The 20,755-nt window shown below is 49.1% G+C and carries 17 protein-coding genes and 2 tRNA genes; 16 read left to right on the top strand and 3 right to left on the bottom strand.

Going from position 1 to position 20,755, the window contains the following annotated elements:
- Positions 1-4 precede the first annotated feature (4 nt).
- The 7 genes from ugpC to FND36_15425 all read left to right on the top strand — a co-directional run bounded on the left by ugpC (position 5) and on the right by FND36_15425 (position 7,464).
- Positions 5-1,090, top strand: a complete 1,086-nt coding sequence (gene ugpC / locus FND36_15455; GenBank protein QDW75313.1) for a sn-glycerol-3-phosphate ABC transporter ATP-binding protein UgpC — start codon at positions 5-7, stop codon at positions 1,088-1,090.
- A gap of 238 nt (positions 1,091-1,328) precedes the next feature.
- Positions 1,329-2,186: a MurR/RpiR family transcriptional regulator gene (locus FND36_15450; GenBank protein QDW75312.1), complete on the top strand. Its 858-nt coding sequence runs from the start codon at positions 1,329-1,331 to the stop codon at positions 2,184-2,186.
- 166 nt (positions 2,187-2,352) lie between these two features.
- Positions 2,353-3,669, top strand: a complete 1,317-nt coding sequence (locus FND36_15445; protein QDW75311.1) for an ABC transporter substrate-binding protein — start codon at positions 2,353-2,355, stop codon at positions 3,667-3,669.
- Between the two features lie 3 nt (positions 3,670-3,672).
- Entirely contained in the window at positions 3,673-4,812 is a 1,140-nt protein-coding gene (locus tag FND36_15440) for an alkaline phosphatase family protein (GenBank protein ID QDW75310.1), read from the top strand.
- Entirely contained in the window at positions 4,809-5,543 is a 735-nt protein-coding gene (locus tag FND36_15435; GenBank protein ID QDW75309.1) for an HAD family hydrolase, read from the top strand. Before FND36_15440 ends, FND36_15435 begins: the two co-directional genes overlap by 4 nt.
- A 28-nt stretch (positions 5,544-5,571) precedes the next feature.
- Positions 5,572-6,528 (top strand): sugar phosphate isomerase/epimerase, encoded by a 957-nt coding sequence (locus tag FND36_15430; protein QDW75308.1) that lies wholly within the window; start codon positions 5,572-5,574, stop codon positions 6,526-6,528.
- Between the two features lie 3 nt (positions 6,529-6,531).
- Positions 6,532-7,464, top strand: coding sequence for a phosphoglycerate dehydrogenase (locus FND36_15425; protein ID QDW75307.1), 933 nt, complete (start codon positions 6,532-6,534; stop codon positions 7,462-7,464).
- A gap of 55 nt (positions 7,465-7,519) precedes the next feature.
- On the opposite strand, the gene FND36_15420 is transcribed toward FND36_15425, so the two are convergent.
- Positions 7,520-7,891, bottom strand: a complete 372-nt coding sequence (locus FND36_15420) for a regulator (GenBank protein QDW75306.1) — start codon at positions 7,889-7,891, stop codon at positions 7,520-7,522.
- A 212-nt stretch (positions 7,892-8,103) separates the two neighbouring features.
- On the opposite strand from FND36_15420, the gene ytvI reads away from it, so the two are divergent.
- A complete protein-coding gene (ytvI, locus tag FND36_15415; GenBank protein QDW75658.1) occupies positions 8,104-9,186 on the top strand; it encodes a sporulation integral membrane protein YtvI in 1,083 nt (360 codons plus the stop codon).
- Here the strand turns inward: ytvI and FND36_15410 are convergent.
- A complete protein-coding gene (locus FND36_15410) occupies positions 9,170-11,371 on the bottom strand; it encodes a DNA topoisomerase III (GenBank protein QDW75305.1) in 2,202 nt (733 codons plus the stop codon). The genes ytvI and FND36_15410 overlap by 17 nt on opposite strands.
- Positions 11,372-11,549: 178 nt before the next feature.
- On the opposite strand from FND36_15410, the gene FND36_15405 reads away from it, so the two are divergent.
- The 5 genes from FND36_15405 to FND36_15385 all read left to right on the top strand — a co-directional run bounded on the left by FND36_15405 (position 11,550) and on the right by FND36_15385 (position 15,308).
- Positions 11,550-11,624: transfer RNA gene (locus FND36_15405), tRNA-Glu, on the top strand.
- A tRNA-Cys gene (locus FND36_15400) sits at positions 11,625-11,695 on the top strand.
- Positions 11,696-11,763: 68 nt separating this feature from the next.
- Positions 11,764-12,216, top strand: a complete 453-nt coding sequence (locus FND36_15395) for a GNAT family N-acetyltransferase (protein QDW75304.1) — start codon at positions 11,764-11,766, stop codon at positions 12,214-12,216.
- Between the two features lie 232 nt (positions 12,217-12,448).
- Positions 12,449-12,817, top strand: coding sequence for a hypothetical protein (locus FND36_15390; GenBank protein ID QDW75303.1), 369 nt, complete (start codon positions 12,449-12,451; stop codon positions 12,815-12,817).
- Positions 12,807-15,308, top strand: a complete 2,502-nt coding sequence (locus tag FND36_15385; GenBank protein QDW75302.1) for an ATP-dependent Clp protease ATP-binding subunit — start codon at positions 12,807-12,809, stop codon at positions 15,306-15,308. The genes FND36_15390 and FND36_15385 overlap by 11 nt, the downstream gene beginning before the upstream one ends.
- Positions 15,309-15,355: 47 nt before the next feature.
- Here the strand turns inward: FND36_15385 and FND36_15380 are convergent, their stop codons facing one another.
- On the bottom strand, positions 15,356-15,802 hold the full coding sequence (locus tag FND36_15380) for a MarR family transcriptional regulator (protein ID QDW75301.1): 447 nt from the start codon (positions 15,800-15,802) through the stop codon (positions 15,356-15,358).
- 191 nt (positions 15,803-15,993) lie between these two features.
- Here FND36_15380 and FND36_15375 point away from each other — a divergent pair, with 191 nt between their 5' ends.
- The 3 genes from FND36_15375 to FND36_15365 all read left to right on the top strand — a co-directional run bounded on the left by FND36_15375 (position 15,994) and on the right by FND36_15365 (position 20,580).
- Positions 15,994-17,283: a substrate-binding domain-containing protein gene (locus FND36_15375; GenBank protein QDW75300.1), complete on the top strand. Its 1,290-nt coding sequence runs from the start codon at positions 15,994-15,996 to the stop codon at positions 17,281-17,283.
- A gap of 114 nt (positions 17,284-17,397) precedes the next feature.
- Entirely contained in the window at positions 17,398-18,906 is a 1,509-nt protein-coding gene (locus tag FND36_15370) for a sugar ABC transporter ATP-binding protein (GenBank protein ID QDW75299.1), read from the top strand.
- Between the two features lie 18 nt (positions 18,907-18,924).
- A complete protein-coding gene (locus tag FND36_15365; GenBank protein QDW75298.1) occupies positions 18,925-20,580 on the top strand; it encodes a galactoside ABC transporter permease in 1,656 nt (551 codons plus the stop codon).
- Positions 20,581-20,755: the final 175 nt, after the last annotated feature.

The raw sequence follows: 20,755 nt of genomic DNA, 5'->3' as shown, positions 1-20,755 counted from the left end.
CACTGTGAACGGCATACAATTAAAGCATGTATATAAAGAATATGAAAATGGATTTAAGGCAGTAAAGGACTTTCAGCTGGAAATAGAAGAAAAGGAATTTGTGATCTTTGTGGGGCCGTCAGGCTGCGGGAAGTCTACCACACTCCGCATGATCGCGGGATTGGAAGACGTCTCCCAGGGAGAGATCGTCATGGATGGGAAGATCATCAATCAGGTGCAGCCCTGCGACCGGAATATGGCGATGGTGTTCCAGAACTACGCGCTGTATCCCCATATGTCTGTCTGGGAAAATATGGCTTACAGCCTGAAGATCCAGCGGGTGCCCAAAGCGGAGAGAAGAAAGAAAGCGGAGGAAGTGGCAAAGATTCTGGATTTATCTCAGGTACTGGACCGGAAACCGGGCGAACTGTCCGGAGGACAGAAGCAGAGAGTGGCCATCGGCAGGGCGATCATCCGCAGACCCCGAGTATTCCTGATGGACGAGCCCTTGTCCAATCTGGATGCCAAACTGCGGACCCAGATGCGGGGCGAGATCTTGAAACTGTACCGGCAGTTAGACGCCACATTTATCTATGTGACCCATGATCAGACAGAGGCCATGACTTTGGGAACGAAGATCGTAGTCCTCAAAGACGGGGAGATCCAGCAGGTAGCCCCGCCAAGAGAACTCTATGATGAGCCTGCCAATGTATTTGTAGCTGGATTCATCGGGATGCCCCAGATGAATTTCTTCCACGGGAAATGTGTGGTGGACGAAGGAAGACAGGTATGTCTGAAGATCGAGGACCGGCTGTTCCCCTTATCCGCGGAAACGGCAAAACGGATGGATGAGAAGAACCACATTGGGGAGGAAGTGATCGTTGGCGTTAGGCCGGAGGATATGGTTCTGGATCCGGATGGGATCGCCAGCAGCGTGCGGGTATGTGAGAAGCTTGGGGCTGCGACTTATCTGTATCTGGCGTATGGGAAGAAGGATGTGGCGGTGCGTGTGCCGGCAGACAGCACCATCGGCAGAGGAGACAATGCGAATTTCTCTTTCCGGATGGATAAGGTACATATCTTTGACGCCTATACGCAGCAAAGAGTCTAACAAGTTATAGAAAGAAAAGGCTGAACAGGGAAATCCCTGGTTCAGCCTGTCTGCGTTTCCGGGAGAAAGAGGGAAAGAAAAGAACAGGTAAAGAAATGTTAAGAAAAGATAAACCCGGAGGCTTAAAAACAGAAGTTTAGGGCGGAAATGCGGGGGATTTGACTGGTCTTTTGTCAAAAGTTTGTAAAGAGGCCAAAGATCCAGAAGAAAGAAATAAGAAAAAACGGAGCGATGATACATGAATGAAAAAAGGTGGAAGCAGGATCTGCGGTTAGAGTTTGGAAATCTGACGAAGGGAGAGAAAAAGGTCGCGGAATATCTGCTGGCTAAGGAAGAGGAGATAGAAGAGATGACTCTGCGCCAGTGCGCGGCGGGAGCCGGGACCGGACAGCCAACCGTAGTGCGGACGGTACAGCGGCTGGGGTATGGCGGCTGGCAGCAGTTCCGCAATGGTGTGCTGAAACAGTCTGGCCAGGAAGAGCGCGGGCGGGAAAATAGAGGCATAGCAGGAGAAGAGCCTGACGGCGTTTCAACAAATAGAAGGAAAGGAATTCCTACTCAAGTGATCCGACAGGATATGGAACTGCTGGAGGAGATGACGCTTAAGATCCAGGAGAAGGAATTCCAGGATGTGATCCAGCTTCTGAAGAAAGCCAGATCAGTAGAGATCTTCGGGGCGGAGAGGTCGGCTTTTGTGGCGGGAGAACTGGCAGGCCGGCTGCTTCACATGGGAGTTTCCTGCCGGACCTATTCGGATCTTTTTCTGCAGAAGGTCAGCGCCGAGTATCTGGACGGGCGAAACGTTGCCATCGCCATTTCCCAGTCGGGGACGACGGAGATGGTGCTGGACGCCATGAGGCTTGCCAGCGAGAGCGGGGCAAAGACGGTGGGAATCCTGGGAACGAAAGACTGCCCTATCGCCGCCTGCTGTGATCATGTGTTCGTCACTCCCGCGGTATCCTTTGAGGGAGGGGAGAAGGCGGCCTCCAGGATCGCTCAGATCGGTTTGATCGACCTTTTATGCGAAGGGCTCTTCCAGAGCGATGAGAAGAGATTTAAAGAAAATATCCTGAAATCTAAGGAAAAGTTTGTTTAAAAAGGAAAGCGGAGCAACGCTCCAAAGAAAAACTTTACATTCCTCCTTTTACAAAGTTTTTAAAGAGGCTTGAAGATGATTTAATGAGTCCCATGTAAGATGGAACACGAAAGCGAGACATAGAAAAGAAAAAACACAAGTGATATGTGAAAGGAGTTTAAAAGTTATGAAATTTAAAAGACTGATTTCCTGTGGACTGATCGGAATCATGGCTATGTCAATGCTGGCAGGCTGCGGCGGATCCGATAATTCCGGTGAGACAACCACCACAGAGGATGGTAAGATCCAGATTGAATACTGGTACTCAGGCGGAAAGACAGCCGTCAACGTACTGACTGATATGATCGAAGAGTTTAACGCTTCTCAGGATGAATATGAGATCGTAGGATCTACACAGGCAGATTATACAGAGACTTATGAAAAACTGCAGGCAGGAATCGCCGGCGACAATGCGCCGGACGTAGCTCTGATCGATGTGGATAAGGCGAGAAATCTGTCGGACAAGGATCTGATCGCGGACATCAATCCTTATGTGGAAGCAGACGAAGAGTTTGACAGAGAAGATTATATGGATGTGTTCTATGACCAGGGTATCGATGAAGAGGGCAAATTGTTCGCCTTCCCGGCATATGGAACAACTCAGGTACTTTATTATAATATTGCCGCGTTTGAAGAAGCTGGAATTGATCCAACGACTATCAAGACCTGGCAGGATCTGGAAGCGGCAGCCCAGAAGATCACAGAGACTACAGGCGGAAGCATGGTAGGCTGGGAGCCGATGTGGGGATATAAAAATCTGGTAGACGCGGTGTTCAGCAACGGAGGAACCCTTCTTAATGAAGATGGAACAGAAGTTATGATCAACTCTGAGGAGTGGGTAGAAGTATGGGAAAGCTTCCGTCAGTGGATCCACGACGACGGAATTATGAAGATCCATTCCGGCGGACAGGGTTGGGAGTACTGGTACAATACCATTGATGATGTTCTGCAGGATAAGGCAGGCGGCTATACCGGTTCTTCCGGAGACCAGGCAGACCTTGACTTTAGTGTTGTAGCGGCGCTTGAGCAGCCGGGCTGGGGCGAGAATCCTTCTTATCCGACCGCGGAAGTTCTCCAGAACGTTATGCTGGAAGGTTCTACCGATGAAGAGAAACAGGGTGTCTATGAATTTATGAAATTTATGACCACACCGGAGAACCAGGCAAAATGGTCCATGGAGACCGGCTATGTAGCAGTTCGTCTTTCTACTCAGGATGTAGAAGAGTTTAAGGCATATACCGAAGAGAATCCACAGGCGCTGGTACCGTTCCAGCAGTCCACACACGCTTCTATCCTGCCGGAAGACCCAACAGGCGGAAAGATCTATGACGCGCTCTCTGTTGCCTGCGACCAGGTAGAGATTGAAAACGTACCGGCTCAGGAAGCGTTGGATGAGGCCCAGGCGACAGCCCAGGCGGCTCTTGATGAAGTGAATGGGAATTAGTCTATGAAAAATCAAGTGATATTGGTATCCCTGGACGGGATGCCGGCAAAGGTTTTTGAGAATGCCTGGAAATATCACGGTTCTGACATCCATGTGCAGGAGCTTTGGACGGTATATCCGTCCATCACAGTTCCTGCACATGTGAGTATATTGACCGGAAAAACTCCAGAAGAACACGGGATCATGGAGAATCTGGTAATGGAGGGACCGGGATTCCAGCAGGTATCTCTTTATCATCCTACAGTAGAAGAGGCAAAGCGGATCATGCCGGAAGATACGATCGTCCATGAATTTGACGCGGAAGGATTAAAATGCGGAAGTATCAACTGGCCTTTGGGAGACGGGCTTCCGGGAGTAAATCACAGTGAAGACCTGACGACCCACGAAGAGGCTTCCGGCGTCCAAGCCGCGTATGAGAAAGATATGCGGGCTCTGGAATTGTTAAAGCAGGAGATGGAGCAGGGAGATAAGGATTTTATCGCGGCCCATTTTGAAGAGTATGATGGAGCGGCCCATATTTATGGTGTAGAAAATGAGCGGACCGCCCAAGCCTGCGATCACATGATCGCCTATGTAGAAGAGCTGATCCGGACGGCCAAGACCTGCGGCATTGAGAAGCTGATCTTTTTCTCAGACCATGGAATGCTGGATAAGAAGGAAAATTTCTTCCCCAATATCTACGCGAGAGATCACGGATATGAGACGGAGATCGATGAGGGCAAGATCCATTTCCTAAGCGACGGCAGCGGCTGCATGCAGTTTTTCAGCCAGCTTCCGGAAGAAAGAAATAAGGCTGTGGCAGCTTGTCTGGAAAAGAGCGGAAAGATCGAGAAGATCCATTGGCTTGACAAAGAAAGCCTGGATGCTGAGGAAAATAAAAAGGGAAGCTTACAGCGCCCCAGGGCTATCCTGGAGATGGCGGCTGGCTCCTGCTCTGAGGACATTATGGAGCGCGCGGAAGAAAAGTACCATGATATGAAAGGGCTCCATGGGTATGATCCGGAGCATGTAAGAGAAATGAACGGCTTTTTCCTGGCCTACGATCCGGGGAAGCGGCTTTCATTAGACGGCGGGAAACGAAAGATCACAGATATCCCGGCGATGATAAGAACTTTAGTAATGGAAGGAAGGACAAACGTATGAATCAACAGATCAAACTGGCAGTATTTGACCTGGCAGGAACAACAGTAAAGGACGATAACGCAGTCAGGGACTGCTTGTATAAAGCGGCGGTACAATATGATCTTAAGGCGACACCGGACGAGATCGCCAATCTGATGGGAACCAACAAGATCCACCTGTATCAGTTCCTGATCGCGAAGAGCCAGGGAAGGATCATGGATTTCCGAGGATTTGAGGAAGACATTTTTGAAGATACCTATGAGCTGGCAAAGAAGATCTATGACTGTTATGTAGAGATCATGATCGACTACTACCGGCATGACTGTCAGGAAATCGAGGGATCTTCAAAAGTATTTGAATGGTGCCATAAAAATGGTATTAAAGTTGCTACAGATACAGGTTTTCATTCCGATGTCAATCAGGCGATCTTCGACTGCCTGGGATGGGTAAGAGACGGTCTGGTTGACTGCGCGGTGGACTTAGATATGGTTCCGGAAGGAAAAGGACGCCCGGCTCCCTTCATGCTGTATCACGCGATGCAGGAGCTGAATATCCAGAACGTGAGAAGCGTCATCAAGATCGGAGACACTCCCGCGGATATGCTGGAAGGCTATAACGCAGGCTGCCGCGCGGTCATTGGCGTGACATCCGGCTCTACCCCGATCAGCGCCTGGGGAAAATACTGGCATACTCATGTGATCGAGAGCGTCCGGGATCTGCCGGCTCTTATCGAAGAAGGGTATATCGTATAAAACGACCGTTTAAGGAGGAAATAAGACCATGCAGAAAAGCTGGGAATCATACATTGATGTGGGCATCGTACTTCCCAAATTATTCTCTGGGATCGCAGATGATAAGGATCGGTTTTTTGAGGGACTGATGACGATTCTTGCGGACCCCTTCTTCACAGTGGTGGAAGTCTCCTATACACCGGAGGATGAGATCGTCGAAATGACGAGAGAGTATGCCCGTCTGGCAGGCGCTCAGGTTGTATTCAATGGAGGGGACGCGGTAAGGCGTCTTGGAATGGACCTGAGCAGCCTGGATGAAGAGAAGCGCAAGGCTTCTGTGGAATCCGGGAAACGGCTGATCGACCAGTGTTATCAGGAGAATGCCCGGATCATGCATGTGGTGACAGGAAAATACACCACGGAAGAAGAAAAGGACGCTATGCTGGAGGCCTTTGAGCGCTCGCTTATGGAGCTTTGCGAGTACGCCCGGCAGGCCGCCGCGGATCAGGAGTATACTCTGGTAGTTTCTGTAGAGACGGGAGACCGGTACTTTGACCGTCATTATCTCCTTGGCCCTACCAATGAAGCCGTGGCCATTGTAAGAAGAGTGAAAGAAAAATATGAAAATGTAGGAATCCTGCTGGACCAGAGCCATTTCCCGGTGATGCGGGAGGATTCTCACAAAGCGCTGTGGCAGGCAAAGGACTATCTGAGCCATGTCCACATTGGCAATTCTTATGTGAAAGACATGGAGAAACCATACTTTGGAGATAAACACCTGCCCTTTGGGGTGCCGGATTCTGAGGTGGACGCAGAAGAACTGGCAAGATTTTTGACCACCCTTGGGAAGACCGGATTCTTTTCCAGACCTGGGGCTACCAGGAAACCATTGGTTTCCTTTGAAGTCGGTCCCTTTGGCGATGAGCCGGAGGAACTGGTGATCGCCAACATCAAACGGGTATTTTTTGAGGCCTGGGAGAAAATGACCTGGAAGGAGCAAGAATAGAAGATGAAAATACTGATCGTAGGATATTATACAGAAGATACCGTTTCCCGGATCCGGCAGGTATTCCCGGAAGACTGGGAGATCACGGCGGTACAGCCGGGAGAGGAAGGGGAACACGTGGCGGATGCGGACGTACTGATCCCGGAGCATATCCAGGTAAATGAGGCTCTGCTTGAGAAAGCGTCCAAGCTGAAGCTGGTGCAGACCGGAGCAGGGTATGACAATGTGGATATCGAAGCCTGTACCAGACATGGGGTCAAGGCGGCTAACGCCGCCGGCGTCAACGCGGACGCTGTGGCAGAGCACACATTTGCCATGATCTTAGGGTATTACAAGAATCTGCCTTTCCTTGACGCGTTTATGAAGCAGGGAGAGGACGAGAAACAACTCTACTATAACGGAGCGGAGCTGCGGGGGAAAACCATTGGTATCATCGGTCTTGGCGCCATCGGGAAAAGAGTGGCGGCCTACTGCAGCGCAATGGGCATTCACGTGCTGGGATATGATCCATTCGTAAAAGAGTGCGCGGAGTATGTGCGCCCGGTGAAGCTGGAAGAACTTATCCGAGAGTCCGACATCATTACGGTGCATGTCTATCTGAATGACGAGACCCGGCATATGTTCCGGAAAGAGAGTTTTAAGAAGATGAAAGATACGGCTCTTCTGGTCAATACAGCCAGAGGCGGCATCATCTGCCAGCCGGATCTGATCGAAGCGCTGAAGACAGGACAGATCGGCGGCGCCTGCCTGGATGTGTTTGAGGAAGAACCTCTGCCCTTGGACAGCGAACTGCGGAAACTGCCAAACGTAATCCTGACGCCTCATACAGCCGGGATGCCGGATGGATTAAAATTCCATAAGACAAGATATGAATTCTTCCGCAGGAATATCGAGGCTGTAATGGCGGGGAAAGAAGTTAAAAGCAAATTGAATTAATTGTGTCCAAATTGTAGACGGGGCCGGGGGATTTTTAAAAATCCCCCGGCCCTAATTAAACGGCCGCAATGACTTCGATCTCACAGAGCGCGTGTTTGGGAAGGGTTTTGACCGCCACGCAGGTCCTGGCTGGTTTGGACACAAAGTAGCGGGCGTAGACCTGGTTGAATGCGTCGAAATCGTCCATATCTGCGATAAAGCAATTGGCTTTGATGACTTTTTCGAAAGATGTTCCGGCCGCTTCCAGCATGATGCCTACATTGCGGCAGGCCCGGTCGGTCTGTTCCTCGATCGTGTGTACATGGAGCTCGCCGGTGGAAGGTTCGACTCCGATCTGTCCGGCGCAGAAGAAGAACCCGTTGTGGGTATATCCCTGTGAATACGGTCCGTTTGATTTCGCGATTTTATCTGTTGTGATTTTTTCCATAATAGATGTCCCCTTTCTTGGTCCTGATTTTTGATGGCGGAGATGATGATTTTGGCTCCGCTTGTTTAGTATTAAAGTAACATGGATCGAATAGAATAGCAATGAAGGAGACGAGCGGGAAACTTAAGAGATTTGCCTCGATATTCAAGTTAAAAAGCTGTATATTTTCTGTCAACCTTATTGACACTGGAATTTTCTCTTCCTATAATAGAATAGATATGGAAAAACGAAGAAGATTTATTATTAATTTTTTATACTTTGCGATTATTTTGGGAGTGGTTTTCCTTTTTGTGAAATTTCTGCTCCCTTTGCTTGCACCTTTTGTGCTGGGCCTTTTGATTGCTTATGCCCTGCAGAGGCCGACAAAGTTTCTGGCAAGGAAAACAAAAGTCCCAAGGAAACTGATGGCGGTCCTTTTGGTATTGGTGTTCTATGGAACGGTAGGCGTGCTTCTGGCTTTGGCGAGTGTGAAGGCATTCTCCGGAGTGACGCAGTTGATCGGTGAGCTGCCGTCCCTGGTGCGTCTCTATGTGCAGCCTGTGGTCACCCAGTTGTTCCAGGAACTGGAACAGACGGTGACGAGGATGGACCCGACACTTTTAGAGGCTGTCAATTATCTGCAGGATCAATTAATGCAGATGCTGGGAGAGCTGGTTTCCAGAATATCCATGGGAAGTATGGAGCTTATCTCCGGTTTCGCCTCGTCCCTTCCAATGCTGTTTTTGAAACTGCTCCTGATGGTGATCTCCACATTCTTTATCGCTATGGACTTTGACCGTTTGACGGATTTTTGCATGCGTCAGTTAGATGCCAAAGGAACGGAGCTTTTCCAGCAGGTAAAACAATATATTGTGGGGACCTTGTTTGTCTGTATCCGTTCTTACGCGCTGATCATGTCGATTACCTTTGGAGAACTGCTGATCGGCTTTACGATTCTTGACATAGACCCGGCGCTGATCCTGGCGCTGTGCATCGCGATCTTTGATATTCTACCGGTTTTGGGAACGGGAGGCATCATGATCCCGTGGGCGGTGATCACTGCGCTTCTTGGAGATTATACAATGGCGCTCAAATTATTCATACTGTACATTGTGATTACGATCATCCGGAATATCATCGAGCCGAAAATTGTAGGAAGCCAGCTGGGCCTCCATCCGGTCGTGACGCTGGCCAGCATGTTTGCCGGTGTCCAGCTTGCGGGAGTGGTCGGACTCTTTGGCTTCCCCATCGGTTTATCTCTTCTGAAACATTTGAATAATACAGGGACGATCGATATTTTTAAGCGTCCAGATTGATCTTAGACAGAGCGGCGGCAAAAGAATTGCCGACCGACTCTGTTTTTTGGTTCTTCAGATACTTCTGAACGTCTTTTTTCGAGACTCCGGCACCTTCTTTCTCCCGCCTCTTTTTAAAGGCGGAGAGTTTTTCTTTGTATCCGCAGGAACATACAAAGGTCTCTTCTTCTCCTTTTTTGATCAATTCCATCTTCTTATGGCAGTTGGGGCAGCGGGCGTTGCTCAGGCGGGCAACCGTCTCCCGGTAGCCGCATTCCCGGTCCTGGCATACCAACAGGCGGGCGTTCTTGCCGTTGACGGCCAGCATACGCTTGCCGCAGCGGGGGCATTTGCTGTTGGTCAGATTATCGTGGCGGAAAGTTCCGTCAGAGGTTTTGATCTCCTGGATCAATTCTCTGGTATAGCCCTCAATGTCGTGGAGAAATACAGACTCTTTGTATTCGCCCTTGGCGATCCTGGCAAGCTGCATTTCCCAGTCGGCGGTAAGCTCCGGTTTCTTTAAATCCTCCGGGACCAGTGAAAGAAGCTGTCTGCCCTTGGAAGTGATCAGGATCTCCTGTCCCTTCTTCTCGATCAGGAAGGAGTGGAACAACTTTTCAATGATATCCGCCCGGGTGGCCACTGTTCCCAGTCCGCCGGTCTCCCCCAGAGTCTTACGGGCTTTGGCGTCTTTGGATTCCATATATTTGACTGGATTCTCCATGGCGGATAAAAGGGTGGCTTCTGTAAATCTTGCCGGCGGCTTGGTCTTTCCAGTGGTAATGGCAATCCGGTCAATGGAGAGGCAGTCCCCCTGACTGAGAGCCGGAAGTTTTTGGTTTAACGCGTTTCCGTGATTTTCCAGGTCTTCCTCGTCCCCCTCTTCCAGAGTAAAACCGTCCTCATAGACTGCTTTCCATCCTGGTGAAAGAACCCGGCGGCCCCTGGCGGCAAAAGTCTCGCCCGAAGCTTCGGCAGAAAGTGTGGTCTCCTCATATTCATAAGCCGGATAAAGCACACTGATGAAGCGGCGGACCACCAAGTCATAGATCTTGCGCTCCTCGCTGCTCATATGTTCCAACTGGACAAATTCTTCCGTAGGGATGATGGCGTGATGGTCGCTGACCTTCTTATCGTCTACGAAAGATTTGCTGGTCTTGATCTGCCCTTTCAAAAGGGCTGGGATATATTTCCGGTAGGGGCCGATATTGCAGGCGGCCAGCCTTTCTTTCAGCGTAGGTACAATATCTGTGCCGATGTATCGGGAATCCGTTCTGGGATAGGTCAGGACCTTGTGGTGCTCGTAGAGCCGCTGCATGATATTCAGGGTTTCCTTGGCGGAGAAGCCAAAGCGTTTGTTGGCGTCTCTTTGCAGTTCTGTCAGGTCGTAAAGACCTGGAGAAAAGGTTTTCTTCTGCTGTTTCTGTATGTGGCTTATGGCAAGCGTCTGTCCCTTCAGAGAAGTTTCCAGATCCTGGATGAAGGCTTTCTGGAAAGAACGGGAGCTGCCGCTTTTCTTATGTTTCCAGGTCCAGGCAACGCCGCCGGCCATGCAGGTCAATCCGTAGTATTCTTCTGGGCGGAAAGCGCGGATCTCTTCTTCTCGGCTTGCGATGATGGCAAGGGTGGGAGTCTGTACCCGTCCGCAGGAGAGCTGGGCGTTGTACTTGCAGGTCAGGGCGCGGGTAGCGTTGATGCCCACCAGCCAGTCTGCTTCCGCCCGGCTTCTGGCCGCGTGATAGAGCGGATCATACTGCCGGCCGTCTTTTAAATGGGAAAAGCCTTCCCGGATGGCTTTGTCTGTGACAGAAGAGATCCAGAGCCTCTTGATAGGCTTGCGGCAGCCGGATCGATCCAGGATCCAGCGGGCTACCAGTTCTCCTTCCCGGCCGGCGTCTGTAGCAATGATGACGGTGTCCACATCCTTGCGGAAAAGCTGGGCTTTCACGTGGCTATACTGTTTGGCGGTCTGCTTGATGACCACCAGGTCCCATTTTCCTGGCATCATAGGAAGATAATCCATCTTCCATTCTTTGAACTTCGGGTCGTAGGCTTCCGGATCCGCCAAAGTGACCAGATGGCCCAAGGCCCAGGTAACGATATATTTGCTGCCCTCGATAGCGCCGGGCAGATTCTTGCGGCAGCCAAGGACTCTGGCAATGTCTCTGGCCACCGAAGGTTTTTCAGCTAACACTAATGATTTCATAGAGATGTCTCCTTCTATTTTCATTGATTTACAGGCAATCTATTTTCTCCATTCAAGATAGCGGATTTGGGCTGGTTTGTCAACGGACGTGAAATTCAAAGAAAAATAAAAAAACCGTTGCAAATTCGGAGAGGATATGATATTATAAATCCCGGTCACGCCACATAAGACGTGATATGGCTCCATGGTCAAGCGGTTAAGACATCGCCCTTTCACGGCGGTAACACGGGTTCGATTCCCGTTGGAGTCACCAGGCGCCATAGCCAAGTGGTAAGGCAGAGGTCTGCAACACCTTCATCACCAGTTCAAATCTGGTTGGCGCCTCTTGGAGAACTCGGGAAACACTCGTTTTCCGAGTTTTTTGTTTATATTCTGATCTGAGGAAGCAAATTATGAAGGAATATATCTATGTGACGTTAAGACAAAAGCCAGAAATGAAAGAAGCTGCCGCTGCATGGTTTCATGATAAATGGAAAGTACCAAAAGAGGCTTATCTTGAATGTATGGAAGCCTATCTTAATAATGAAACGGAATTTGGCTGGTATCTCTGCTTAGACAGCGGCCGCATCGTAGGCGGCCTTGGAGTGATCGAAAATGATTTTCACAGCAGGAAAGACCTTACGCCCAATGTATGCGCGGTATATACTGAAAAGGAATATCGCTGTCAAGGAATTGCGGGACAATTACTTGATATGGTCGTGAAGGATACGAAGTCCAAAGGAATAACGCCAATCTATCTGATCACAGACCATACGGGTTTTTATGAAAGATATGGCTGGGAATTTTTATGCATGGTTCAAGGGGATGATGAACCTGATATGACAAGAATGTATATTCATAGATGAATGGGAATTAAAAACATCCAAAACGGAATAAATTAGAATTCTATCAAGACATAAAAAAGGAGTCTATAAACATTAAATGAGCCGCTTATAATGAGTCGGCTTATTTTTTTATCCCCAGTTTATTGACAATTTAAAAATTATGTACTATATTATTAAAAACTTAACTATTAAGTATTTGAATAATGTTAGAACATAGAAATAGAGCATAAGGTGAATAAAGGGGTGACTTTAAATGAAATGCCAATTCTGCAATAAGGTGAATGTAAGCCGTGTCTTCTATATCAACTGGATGGGGAATATCTACCAGGTACCGGTATGCGAGGACTGTCTGCGGAAGATGTGGAGCCAGGCGGCCGCGGCCGGGAAGACAGAAGAGTTCAAGAATTATACAGGCTGGTGGCCGGGCCAGCCAGATCCCAGACATCTGGGAGACAAGGCGTTCCCGGATATGGCAGTGGAGGGCTTAGTAAGAAGGCGGAAACTGGCAGAACTGCGCTGCCGCCTGAGTGAAGCCGCAAAACTAGAGAATTACGAAGAAGCCGCGAAACTGCGGGATGACATAGCGAAGATCGAACAGGGGGTGTGTAAACATGGAAATTAATCTGAATCTTTTTAGTTCCCGGATGGTGAAGGTGTTTCAGGCTGCGCTGCAGTTTGTCACACATATGGGACATAAGTTTATAGGAAGCGAACATCTTCTGTGGGCGCTGGCTCAGGAGGAAGGAAAAGCGGGCCAGGTCCTGCGGAGAAATGGATTGGATCAGAAACTGATCGAAGAGTATCTCCATCAATATGATATCGATGCAAAGGCAGGCGGTAATTTTTACGCTGTACAGATATCCGATGAGGCAGCCCAGGTGATCCGTCTTGCCCAAACCCGTGGAGAAGTCCGCGGGCGCTCGCAGATAGAACCTGCAGATCTTCTGCGGGCAATCCTGGACGCGGGAGAATGTGCCGCCGCCCAGCTTATGGCTTCGCTGGAGGTAGATATGGAAGCCTTGCGGGGAGAATTGGGGAAAGCTGATCTGCCGGTTTCAATGGCGGGAAAACCGGGACTAGAAAAGGCCATGGAAGAAGGGAGCAAGCTCCAGCCAGGTGAGGAAGATGAGGCAGAAGGGGAGCAAGAAGAGGATCAGCAGGAAAGTATAGTAGAGAAATTTGGAATGGATGTCACAAAGAAGGCGGAAGAAGGGGAATATGATCCCATGATCGGCCGGGAAGATGTGATCCAGCGGCTGATTCAGGTGCTGTCCAGGAGGACCAAGAATAACCCGGTACTGACTGGGGAACCGGGAGTCGGCAAGACAGCGGTGGTAGAAGGGCTGGCCCAGCGGATCGCGGAAGGCAGAGTGCCGTCTAATCTGAGGCAAAAGAGAATCATTGCCATGGATTTGGTGGGGATGCTCTCCGGCGCCAGATTCCGGGGAGATTTTGAGGAACGGATGAAGCTGTTCTTGAAAGAGACAGAAGCGGACGGCAACGTAATCCTTTTTATTGATGAACTGCATATGATCATGGGAGCGGGAGCCGGCGCCAGCGAGACTATGGATGCCGCAAATATCTTGAAACCCGTATTGGCAAGAGGAAGTCTTCAGGTCATAGGAGCGACGACTTTGAAAGAGTACCGTCAGCATATTGAGAAAGACGCGGCTTTTGAGCGTAGATTCCAGCCAGTCGCGGTAGAAGAGCCGAATGAGGAAGACGCGGTAAAAATCCTGATGGGATTGAAAGAAAAATACGAAGTCTATCATGGGCTTACGATCACAGAAGAGGCGGTCCGGGCGGCGGTAGAGCTGTCCAGCCGGTATATCCAGGACCGGTTTCTCCCGGATAAGGCGGTAGATGTTATGGATGAGGCCGCTTCCCAGATCAAGACCAAGGGTCTTACTACGCCGCCCAATCTTCTGGAGCTGGAAGAAGAGATCCGCAGGACTGACCGAGAGAAAAAGGCCGCCGCGGATGCGCAGGAATACGAGAGAGCCGCCCAGCTCAGGGACCAGCAGAAAGCGTTGGCAGAAGAGCTGGACCAGCGGCAGGACGCATGGCAGAAAGAGCAGTGCGGACAGGTGACGGCTCAGGATATCGCGGGCGTGGTTTCTGCCTGGACCGGAATCCCCGTTACTATGCTGACAGAGGATGAGACAGAACGGCTCCGGACATTGGAATATACGCTGCACGAGCGGGTGATCGGCCAAGATGAAGGAGTGTCCGCCGTGGCGAGGGCTATACGGCGGGGCCGCACAGGAGTGGCAGATCCAGAGAAGCCGATTGGCTCTTTTCTTTTCCTTGGACCTACAGGTGTGGGGAAAACAGAACTGTGCCGGGCGCTGGCAGAAGTATTGTTCCATGATGAGAATGCTATGATCCGGCTGGATATGTCAGAATATATGGAAGCTTACACCGTATCCAAACTGATCGGTTCGCCTCCGGGATATGTAGGATACGATGAGGGAGGACAGCTTACAGAGATGGTGAGGAAACGTCCATACAGTATCCTGCTCCTGGATGAGATTGAGAAAGCCCATCCGGATGTGTGGAACACTCTGCTGCAGGTTTTGGATGACGGAAGGCTTACAGATGCCCAGGGACGTACTGTAAGCTTTAAAAATACAATTATTGTCATGACCTCCAACATTGGAGCCAGAGAGATCACCGGGAAAAGTTCGCTTGGATTCTCCAGAGATGAAGGCAGGGAGGATCAGCGGCGGGAAGAAGAGATTCAGGAACGGGTGATGGAAGCCGTGAAGATGACATTCCGGCCGGAATTTATCAACCGTCTGGATGAAGTGATCGTGTTCCATCCGCTGAGGCGGGAGGATGTACGTAAGATCGCGCATATCCAGGTGAAAAAACTAGAAGGAAGGATGAAAAAGCAGGGGATTGCCCTTCGTGTGGAAGAAAGCGCGGTGGAAGAACTGGCGCAGAGAGGATATGATCCTGTGTATGGGGCGCGGCCGCTGAAGCGGACGATCCAATCCATGCTGCAAAACGCGGTGGCGGACCGGCTGCTGGATGGGAACCTATCCGGCAGGGATGAACTGGTGGCCTATGCGGAGGGGGAGAAGATTCAGATCAGGACCGGCAGATCTTAGGATTGCCGGTCCTGTTTTGGTTCTTAGAAATGTGGTTCTTAAAAAGGTTATTTGTCCAGGGACAGATAAAGTTCATCCAGCGTATGGATCAAGTCTATGAGCTGGCGCATGTTATCTTCGCCAAAGCGGTCAAGAAGCGCGTCCCAGATCTGATCGTATTTTTTTAAAGACTGCTCTGCCGCCGCCCGTCCTTTGTCTGTGGCGCTGATGGAAACCTTGCGCCTGTCCTTGGGGTCGATCTCCCGCGTAATGTAATCTTTTTTCTCCAGTGTGTTCAGGATATAGGAAATGGCGGGTTTTGAGATGTGCAGTTTGTTCTGCATCTTAGGCACGTCAAGATTCATGCAGGGACATTCGCTGCAGCATCCGGCCGCAATGCTCTGAAGGATCATCATTTCATTCATCTGCATTTCACATTCGGAAGAAAGGGAAGATTCCAGCTTCCGGAAATGGATGATGGAGGTGAAAAACTGTTCTCTCAATTCATAATCCATGGTTAACTCCTTAATTAGTAAATCTTTAATAAATTATACATCACCCGCCTTCTTATTTCAAGGAAATTGTAGGACCTGAAAAATTTGAAGGTAGACCCAAAAATATTCTATGTTTTCTTTTGGAGGCTTCCGATATACTGACAATATCAACAAAAGACGTAAAAAGTCTTTAAAGAAGGGAGAAAAAGTATATGAAAAGAAAGATGGCTTTATTGACAATGATGGCTATGCTCAGTCTTTCCATTGCTGCATGTGGTTCCGGCGGATCCTCAGACAGCGGAGATTCTGGCTCAGGAGAAAGCTCCAGTTCCAGCGGGGAAGTGGCGAACAAGGACAAGCCTCTGGTTTGGTTCAACCGTCAGCCTTCCAACAGTTCAACTGGAGAACTGGATATGACAGCTCTGAACTTTAACGAAAATACATACTATGTAGGTTTCGACGCAAATCAGGGTGCGGAACTCCAGGGAACCATGGTGAAAGATTACATTGAGGCCAACATTGATACCATCGACCGGAACGGAGACGGAGTGATCGGATATGTTCTGGCAATCGGAGATATCGGACATAACGATTCTATCGCTCGTACAAGAGGTGTCCGCAAGGCTCTGGGAACTGGCGTTGAGAAGGACGGCAACATCAACAGTGAGCCAATCGGAACAAACACAGATGGTTCCGCATCTGCTGTACAGGATGGAACCCTTGAAGTAGACGGTACTTCTTATGTAGTTCGTGAGCTTGCTTCTCAGGAGATGAAGAACTCCGCAGGAGCTACCTGGGATGCCGCGACAGCAGGAAACGCTATCGGAACATGGTCTTCTTCTTTTGGAGATGACATCGATGTTGTTGTTTCTAACAATGACGGAATGGGAATGTCTATGTTCAACGCATGGTCCAAAGATAATAAAGTTCCTACCTTTGGATATGACGCCAACAACGACGCGGTAGCAGCTATTGCAGAAGGCTATGGCGGAACGATCAGCCAGCATGCAGACGTACAGGCTTACCTGACACTTCGTGTTCTGCGCAACGCTCTGGACGGCGTAGACATTGATACTGGTATCGGCACAGCAGATGACGCTGGAAACGTTCTGAGTGAAGATGTATACAGATACAGCGAAGAAGAGCGTTCCTACTATGCGTTGAACGTTGCGGTTACCGCAGAAAACTATAAGGACTTCACAGACTCCACGAAGGTTTACGAGCCTGTTTCCAAACAGCTTGACGAGAGCACATCTCCGACCAAGAAAGTATGGCTGAACATCTACAATGCTTCTGATAACTTCTTAAGCTCTACCTATCAGCCACTGCTTCAGAACTATGATGATCTTTTGAATCTGGAAGTTGAGTACATCGGCGGCGACGGACAGACAGAGTCCAACATTACAAACCGTCTTGGAAATCCAAGCCAGTATGATGCATTTGCCATTAACATGGTTAAGACAGATAATGCGTCTTCCTACACATCTATACTTAGTCAATAAGAGCTATTGAAACAAGAACGAAGGGGTTATTAGGGAGAAGAAATTCTCCCTAATAATTTATTAAGAAACGTTACTGAAAATCAGCATACCAAAATAGGAACAGGAGTAAAAAGAATGGCAGATAAGAAAGATGATATCGTCTTATCGATCCGTGGCATGTGTAAGTCTTTTGGCCGCAACCGGGTTCTGGATCACATCAATCTGGATGTAAAACGGGGAACAGTCATGGGGCTGATGGGGGAAAACGGCGCCGGTAAGTCGACAATGATGAAGTGCCTGTTCGGTACTTATCAGAAAGATGAGGGAAAGATCTTTCTGGACGGAAAGGAAGTAAGCTTTTCCGGGCCTAAGGACGCTCTTGAAAATGGGATCGCGATGGTCCATCAGGAATTGAACCAGTGTTTGGAAAGAAACGTAATGGACAATCTGTTCCTGGGACGTTATCCGGTCAATTCTCTGGGAGTCATAGATGAAGGCAGGATGAAGAAGGAAGCTTCCGAACTCTTCCGAAAGCTGGGCATGACGGTCAACCTTACCCAGCCCATGCGGAATATGTCTGTATCCCAGAGACAGATGTGCGAGATTGCCAAAGCGATCTCTTACAACGCCAAGGTGATCGTTCTTGACGAGCCTACATCTTCACTGACGGTACAGGAAGTAGAAAAGCTTTTTGAAATGATGAGGATGTTGAAAGAACAGGGCATTGCGCTGATCTATATTTCTCATAAAATGGATGAGATTTTTGAGATCTGTGATGAGATTTCTGTGCTCCGGGACGGAAATCTTGTTATGACCAAAGATTCCAAAGATACGGATATGAACGAACTGATCGCGGCAATGGTGGGACGTTCTTTAGAGAACCGTTTCCCGCCGGTAGACAATACGCCGAAAGACGTGATCCTGTCTGTTCAGCATCTGTCTACCAAATTTGAACCATATTTGAAGGATATTTCTTTTGATGTAAGAGAAGGAGAGATCTTTGGCCTGTACGGCTTGGTAGGAGCGGGACGTACAGAGCTTTTGGAAACCATCTTCGGCGTGCGTACCAGGGCGGCGGGGCGTGTGTATTTTAACAACCGCCTGATGAATTTCAACAGCGCGAAGGAAGCGATGGATCATGGATTTGCCATGATCACAGAGGAGAGAAAGGCCAACGGTCTGTTCCTGAAAGGGGACCTGACCTTTAATACGACGATCGCGAATCTGGACAGTTACAAGACGGGACCAGCTCTCTCTGACGCCAAGATGGAAAAAGCAACGATGAAGGAGATCAAAGTCATGCGCACCAAGTGCATGGGGCCGACGGACATGATCACAAGTCTTTCCGGCGGTAATCAGCAGAAAGTGATCTTCGGGAAATGGCTGGAGCGGGAACCCCAGGTATTTATGATGGACGAACCGACCAGAGGAATTGACGTAGGTGCAAAATATGAAATCTATGAACTGATCATCAATATGGCAAAACAGGGGAAGACGATCATCGTTGTTTCCTCAGAGATGCCGGAGATCCTGGGAATCACAAACCGTATCGGCGTAATGTCCAACGGTCATCTGTCCGGGATCGTCAACACCAAAGAGACGGATCAGGAGGAGCTTTTGAGACTCAGTGCGAAATACCTATAGTGAGGGAGATGGATAGATATGGCAAATGGAAATAGTAAAGTTCTAACGGCTGAGCAGGAATTGAAGCTTCGCCAGCCGATCGATGAACATGTGGGAGAGATTCAGGCGAAGATCAACAGCCTGAGAGAAGACGGTACAGACCAGGTTGTGTCTCTTCAGAATAAGATCGACGGGATCAAGAGAGACAAGAGCCGGACAAAGAGTGAGAGAGAAAGCGCGATCGCAAAGATCCAGAAAGAATTGGAGACGGCGAAAGCGGTAGAAGCAAAGAATAAAGACGAGATATCCAAATTGATCTCCAAGGCGGAGGCGTATCTCAAAGAACATTTTGACAAAGATTATTATGAGCCGGTAAAGGCCAGTTGTGAAGCCGAGAAGGCAGAAGCCAAAGCGGCATATCAGAAGCGGCTGGCAGAGCTGGAAAAAGAGCATAAAGAGACGGTTGCAAAGCTTTCTGACCACCAGGAGATCAAAGATGAAAACTATGTTTATAAAAACCGTCAGTTTGACGCGAAAGTAGAGCTGGAGCAGAACCTTCAGCAGATCAAAGACCGCAGACATGCCGCGTATAGCTATAAATATCATCTGATCGATATGCTGCGGATGTCCAAATTCACATTCCTGGAGACAAGCGCGCAGAAATGGGAGAACTACAAATATACATTCAACCGGAGGGCATTCCTTCTGCAAAATGGATTGTATATTGCGATCATCCTGATCTTCGTCGCTCTGTGTATCATTACTCCGATGGTCAAAGGATCACCGCTTCTTACCTATAACAACGTGCTGAATATTCTGCAGCAGGCTTCGCCGAGAATGTTCCTGGCGCTGGGAGTAGCAGGACTGATTCTTCTGGCAGGAACCGACCTTTCTGTGGGACGTATGGTAGGTATGGGAATGACGACGGCTACCATCATCATGCATCAGGGCGTCAACACAGGAGGCGTATTTGGGCATATCTTCGATTTTACGGGTATGTCTATCGGGGGAAGAATGATCCTGGCGCTGGTAATGTGTATCCTTTTGTGTACATTTTTTACCACCCTTGCGGGATTCTTTACCGCCAAATTTAAAATGCATCCGTTTATTTCTACCATGGCAAACATGCTGATGATCTTCGGACTTGTAACTTACGCGACCAAGGGAGTTTCCTTTGGAGCTATCGAGCCTTCGATCCCGGCGATCATCATTCCAAAGGTAAACGGATTCCCTACCATTATCCTGTGGGCAGTGGCGGCCATCGTGATCGTTTGGTTTATCTGGAATAAAACCACCTTTGGAAAGAACCTGTACGCAGTCGGCGGAAACGCAGAGGCGGCGGCAGTATCAGGAATCTCTGTATTCGCTGTAACGGTGGGAGCATTCGTACTTGCCGGAATCCTCTATGGTTTTGGTTCCTGGCTGGAATGTGCGAGAATGGTTGGTTCCGGTTCCGCTGCTTATGGACAAGGATGGGAGACTGACGCCATCGCAGCCTGTGTAGTAGGCGGTGTGTCCTTTACAGGTGGTATCGGTAAGATCTCTGGTGTAGTAGTCGGTGTGCTGATCTTCACAGCCCTTACCTACTCTCTTACGATCCTTGGTATCGACACCAATCTGCAGTTTGTATTCTCAGGTATCATCATTCTTGTAGCGGTAACGCTGGACTGCCTGAAATACGTTCAGAAAAAATAATAGACAAGCTGGGGAATGTAATATACATTCAGAAAAACCAGATCCGTATCCATGGATGCGGATCTGGTTTTTTTTGCTGTGTCTGCCGGAGAGAAAGAAAATGCTGACACCGATTTGCGCATTTGGTATAATGGAAAAAGGATGATCAGAAAGAAACTGGACGCAGAAGGAATGA

The sequence above is a fragment of the Lachnospiraceae bacterium KGMB03038 genome (genome assembly GCA_007361935.1).
Taxonomy (GTDB): Bacteria; Bacillota; Clostridia; order Lachnospirales; family Lachnospiraceae; genus Massilistercora.
Note: the sequence above shows the minus strand (reverse complement) of the source record. Positions and strands in the feature narration are given on the sequence as shown.

What these genes read in the sequence shown, in the direction of transcription:
- FND36_15385 (QDW75302.1), top strand. Translation starts at nt 12,807, where the DNA reads ATGGAAATTAATCTGAATCTTTTTAGTTCCCGGATGGTGAAGGTGTTT.
- FND36_15425 (QDW75307.1), top strand. Translation starts at nt 6,532, where the DNA reads ATGAAAATACTGATCGTAGGATATTATACAGAAGATACCGTTTCCCGG.
- FND36_15435 (QDW75309.1), top strand. Translation starts at nt 4,809, where the DNA reads ATGAATCAACAGATCAAACTGGCAGTATTTGACCTGGCAGGAACAACA.
- FND36_15430 (QDW75308.1), top strand. Translation starts at nt 5,572, where the DNA reads ATGCAGAAAAGCTGGGAATCATACATTGATGTGGGCATCGTACTTCCC.
- FND36_15420 (QDW75306.1), bottom strand. Translation starts at nt 7,891, where the DNA reads ATGGAAAAAATCACAACAGATAAAATCGCGAAATCAAACGGACCGTAT.
- FND36_15390 (QDW75303.1), top strand. Translation starts at nt 12,449, where the DNA reads ATGAAATGCCAATTCTGCAATAAGGTGAATGTAAGCCGTGTCTTCTAT.
- FND36_15445 (QDW75311.1), top strand. Translation starts at nt 2,353, where the DNA reads ATGAAATTTAAAAGACTGATTTCCTGTGGACTGATCGGAATCATGGCT.
- FND36_15365 (QDW75298.1), top strand. Translation starts at nt 18,925, where the DNA reads ATGGCAAATGGAAATAGTAAAGTTCTAACGGCTGAGCAGGAATTGAAG.
- FND36_15440 (QDW75310.1), top strand. Translation starts at nt 3,673, where the DNA reads ATGAAAAATCAAGTGATATTGGTATCCCTGGACGGGATGCCGGCAAAG.
- FND36_15375 (QDW75300.1), top strand. Translation starts at nt 15,994, where the DNA reads ATGAAAAGAAAGATGGCTTTATTGACAATGATGGCTATGCTCAGTCTT.
- FND36_15410 (QDW75305.1), bottom strand. Translation starts at nt 11,371, where the DNA reads ATGAAATCATTAGTGTTAGCTGAAAAACCTTCGGTGGCCAGAGACATT.
- FND36_15370 (QDW75299.1), top strand. Translation starts at nt 17,398, where the DNA reads ATGGCAGATAAGAAAGATGATATCGTCTTATCGATCCGTGGCATGTGT.
- FND36_15395 (QDW75304.1), top strand. Translation starts at nt 11,764, where the DNA reads ATGAAGGAATATATCTATGTGACGTTAAGACAAAAGCCAGAAATGAAA.
- FND36_15450 (QDW75312.1), top strand. Translation starts at nt 1,329, where the DNA reads ATGAATGAAAAAAGGTGGAAGCAGGATCTGCGGTTAGAGTTTGGAAAT.
- FND36_15380 (QDW75301.1), bottom strand. Translation starts at nt 15,802, where the DNA reads ATGGATTATGAATTGAGAGAACAGTTTTTCACCTCCATCATCCATTTC.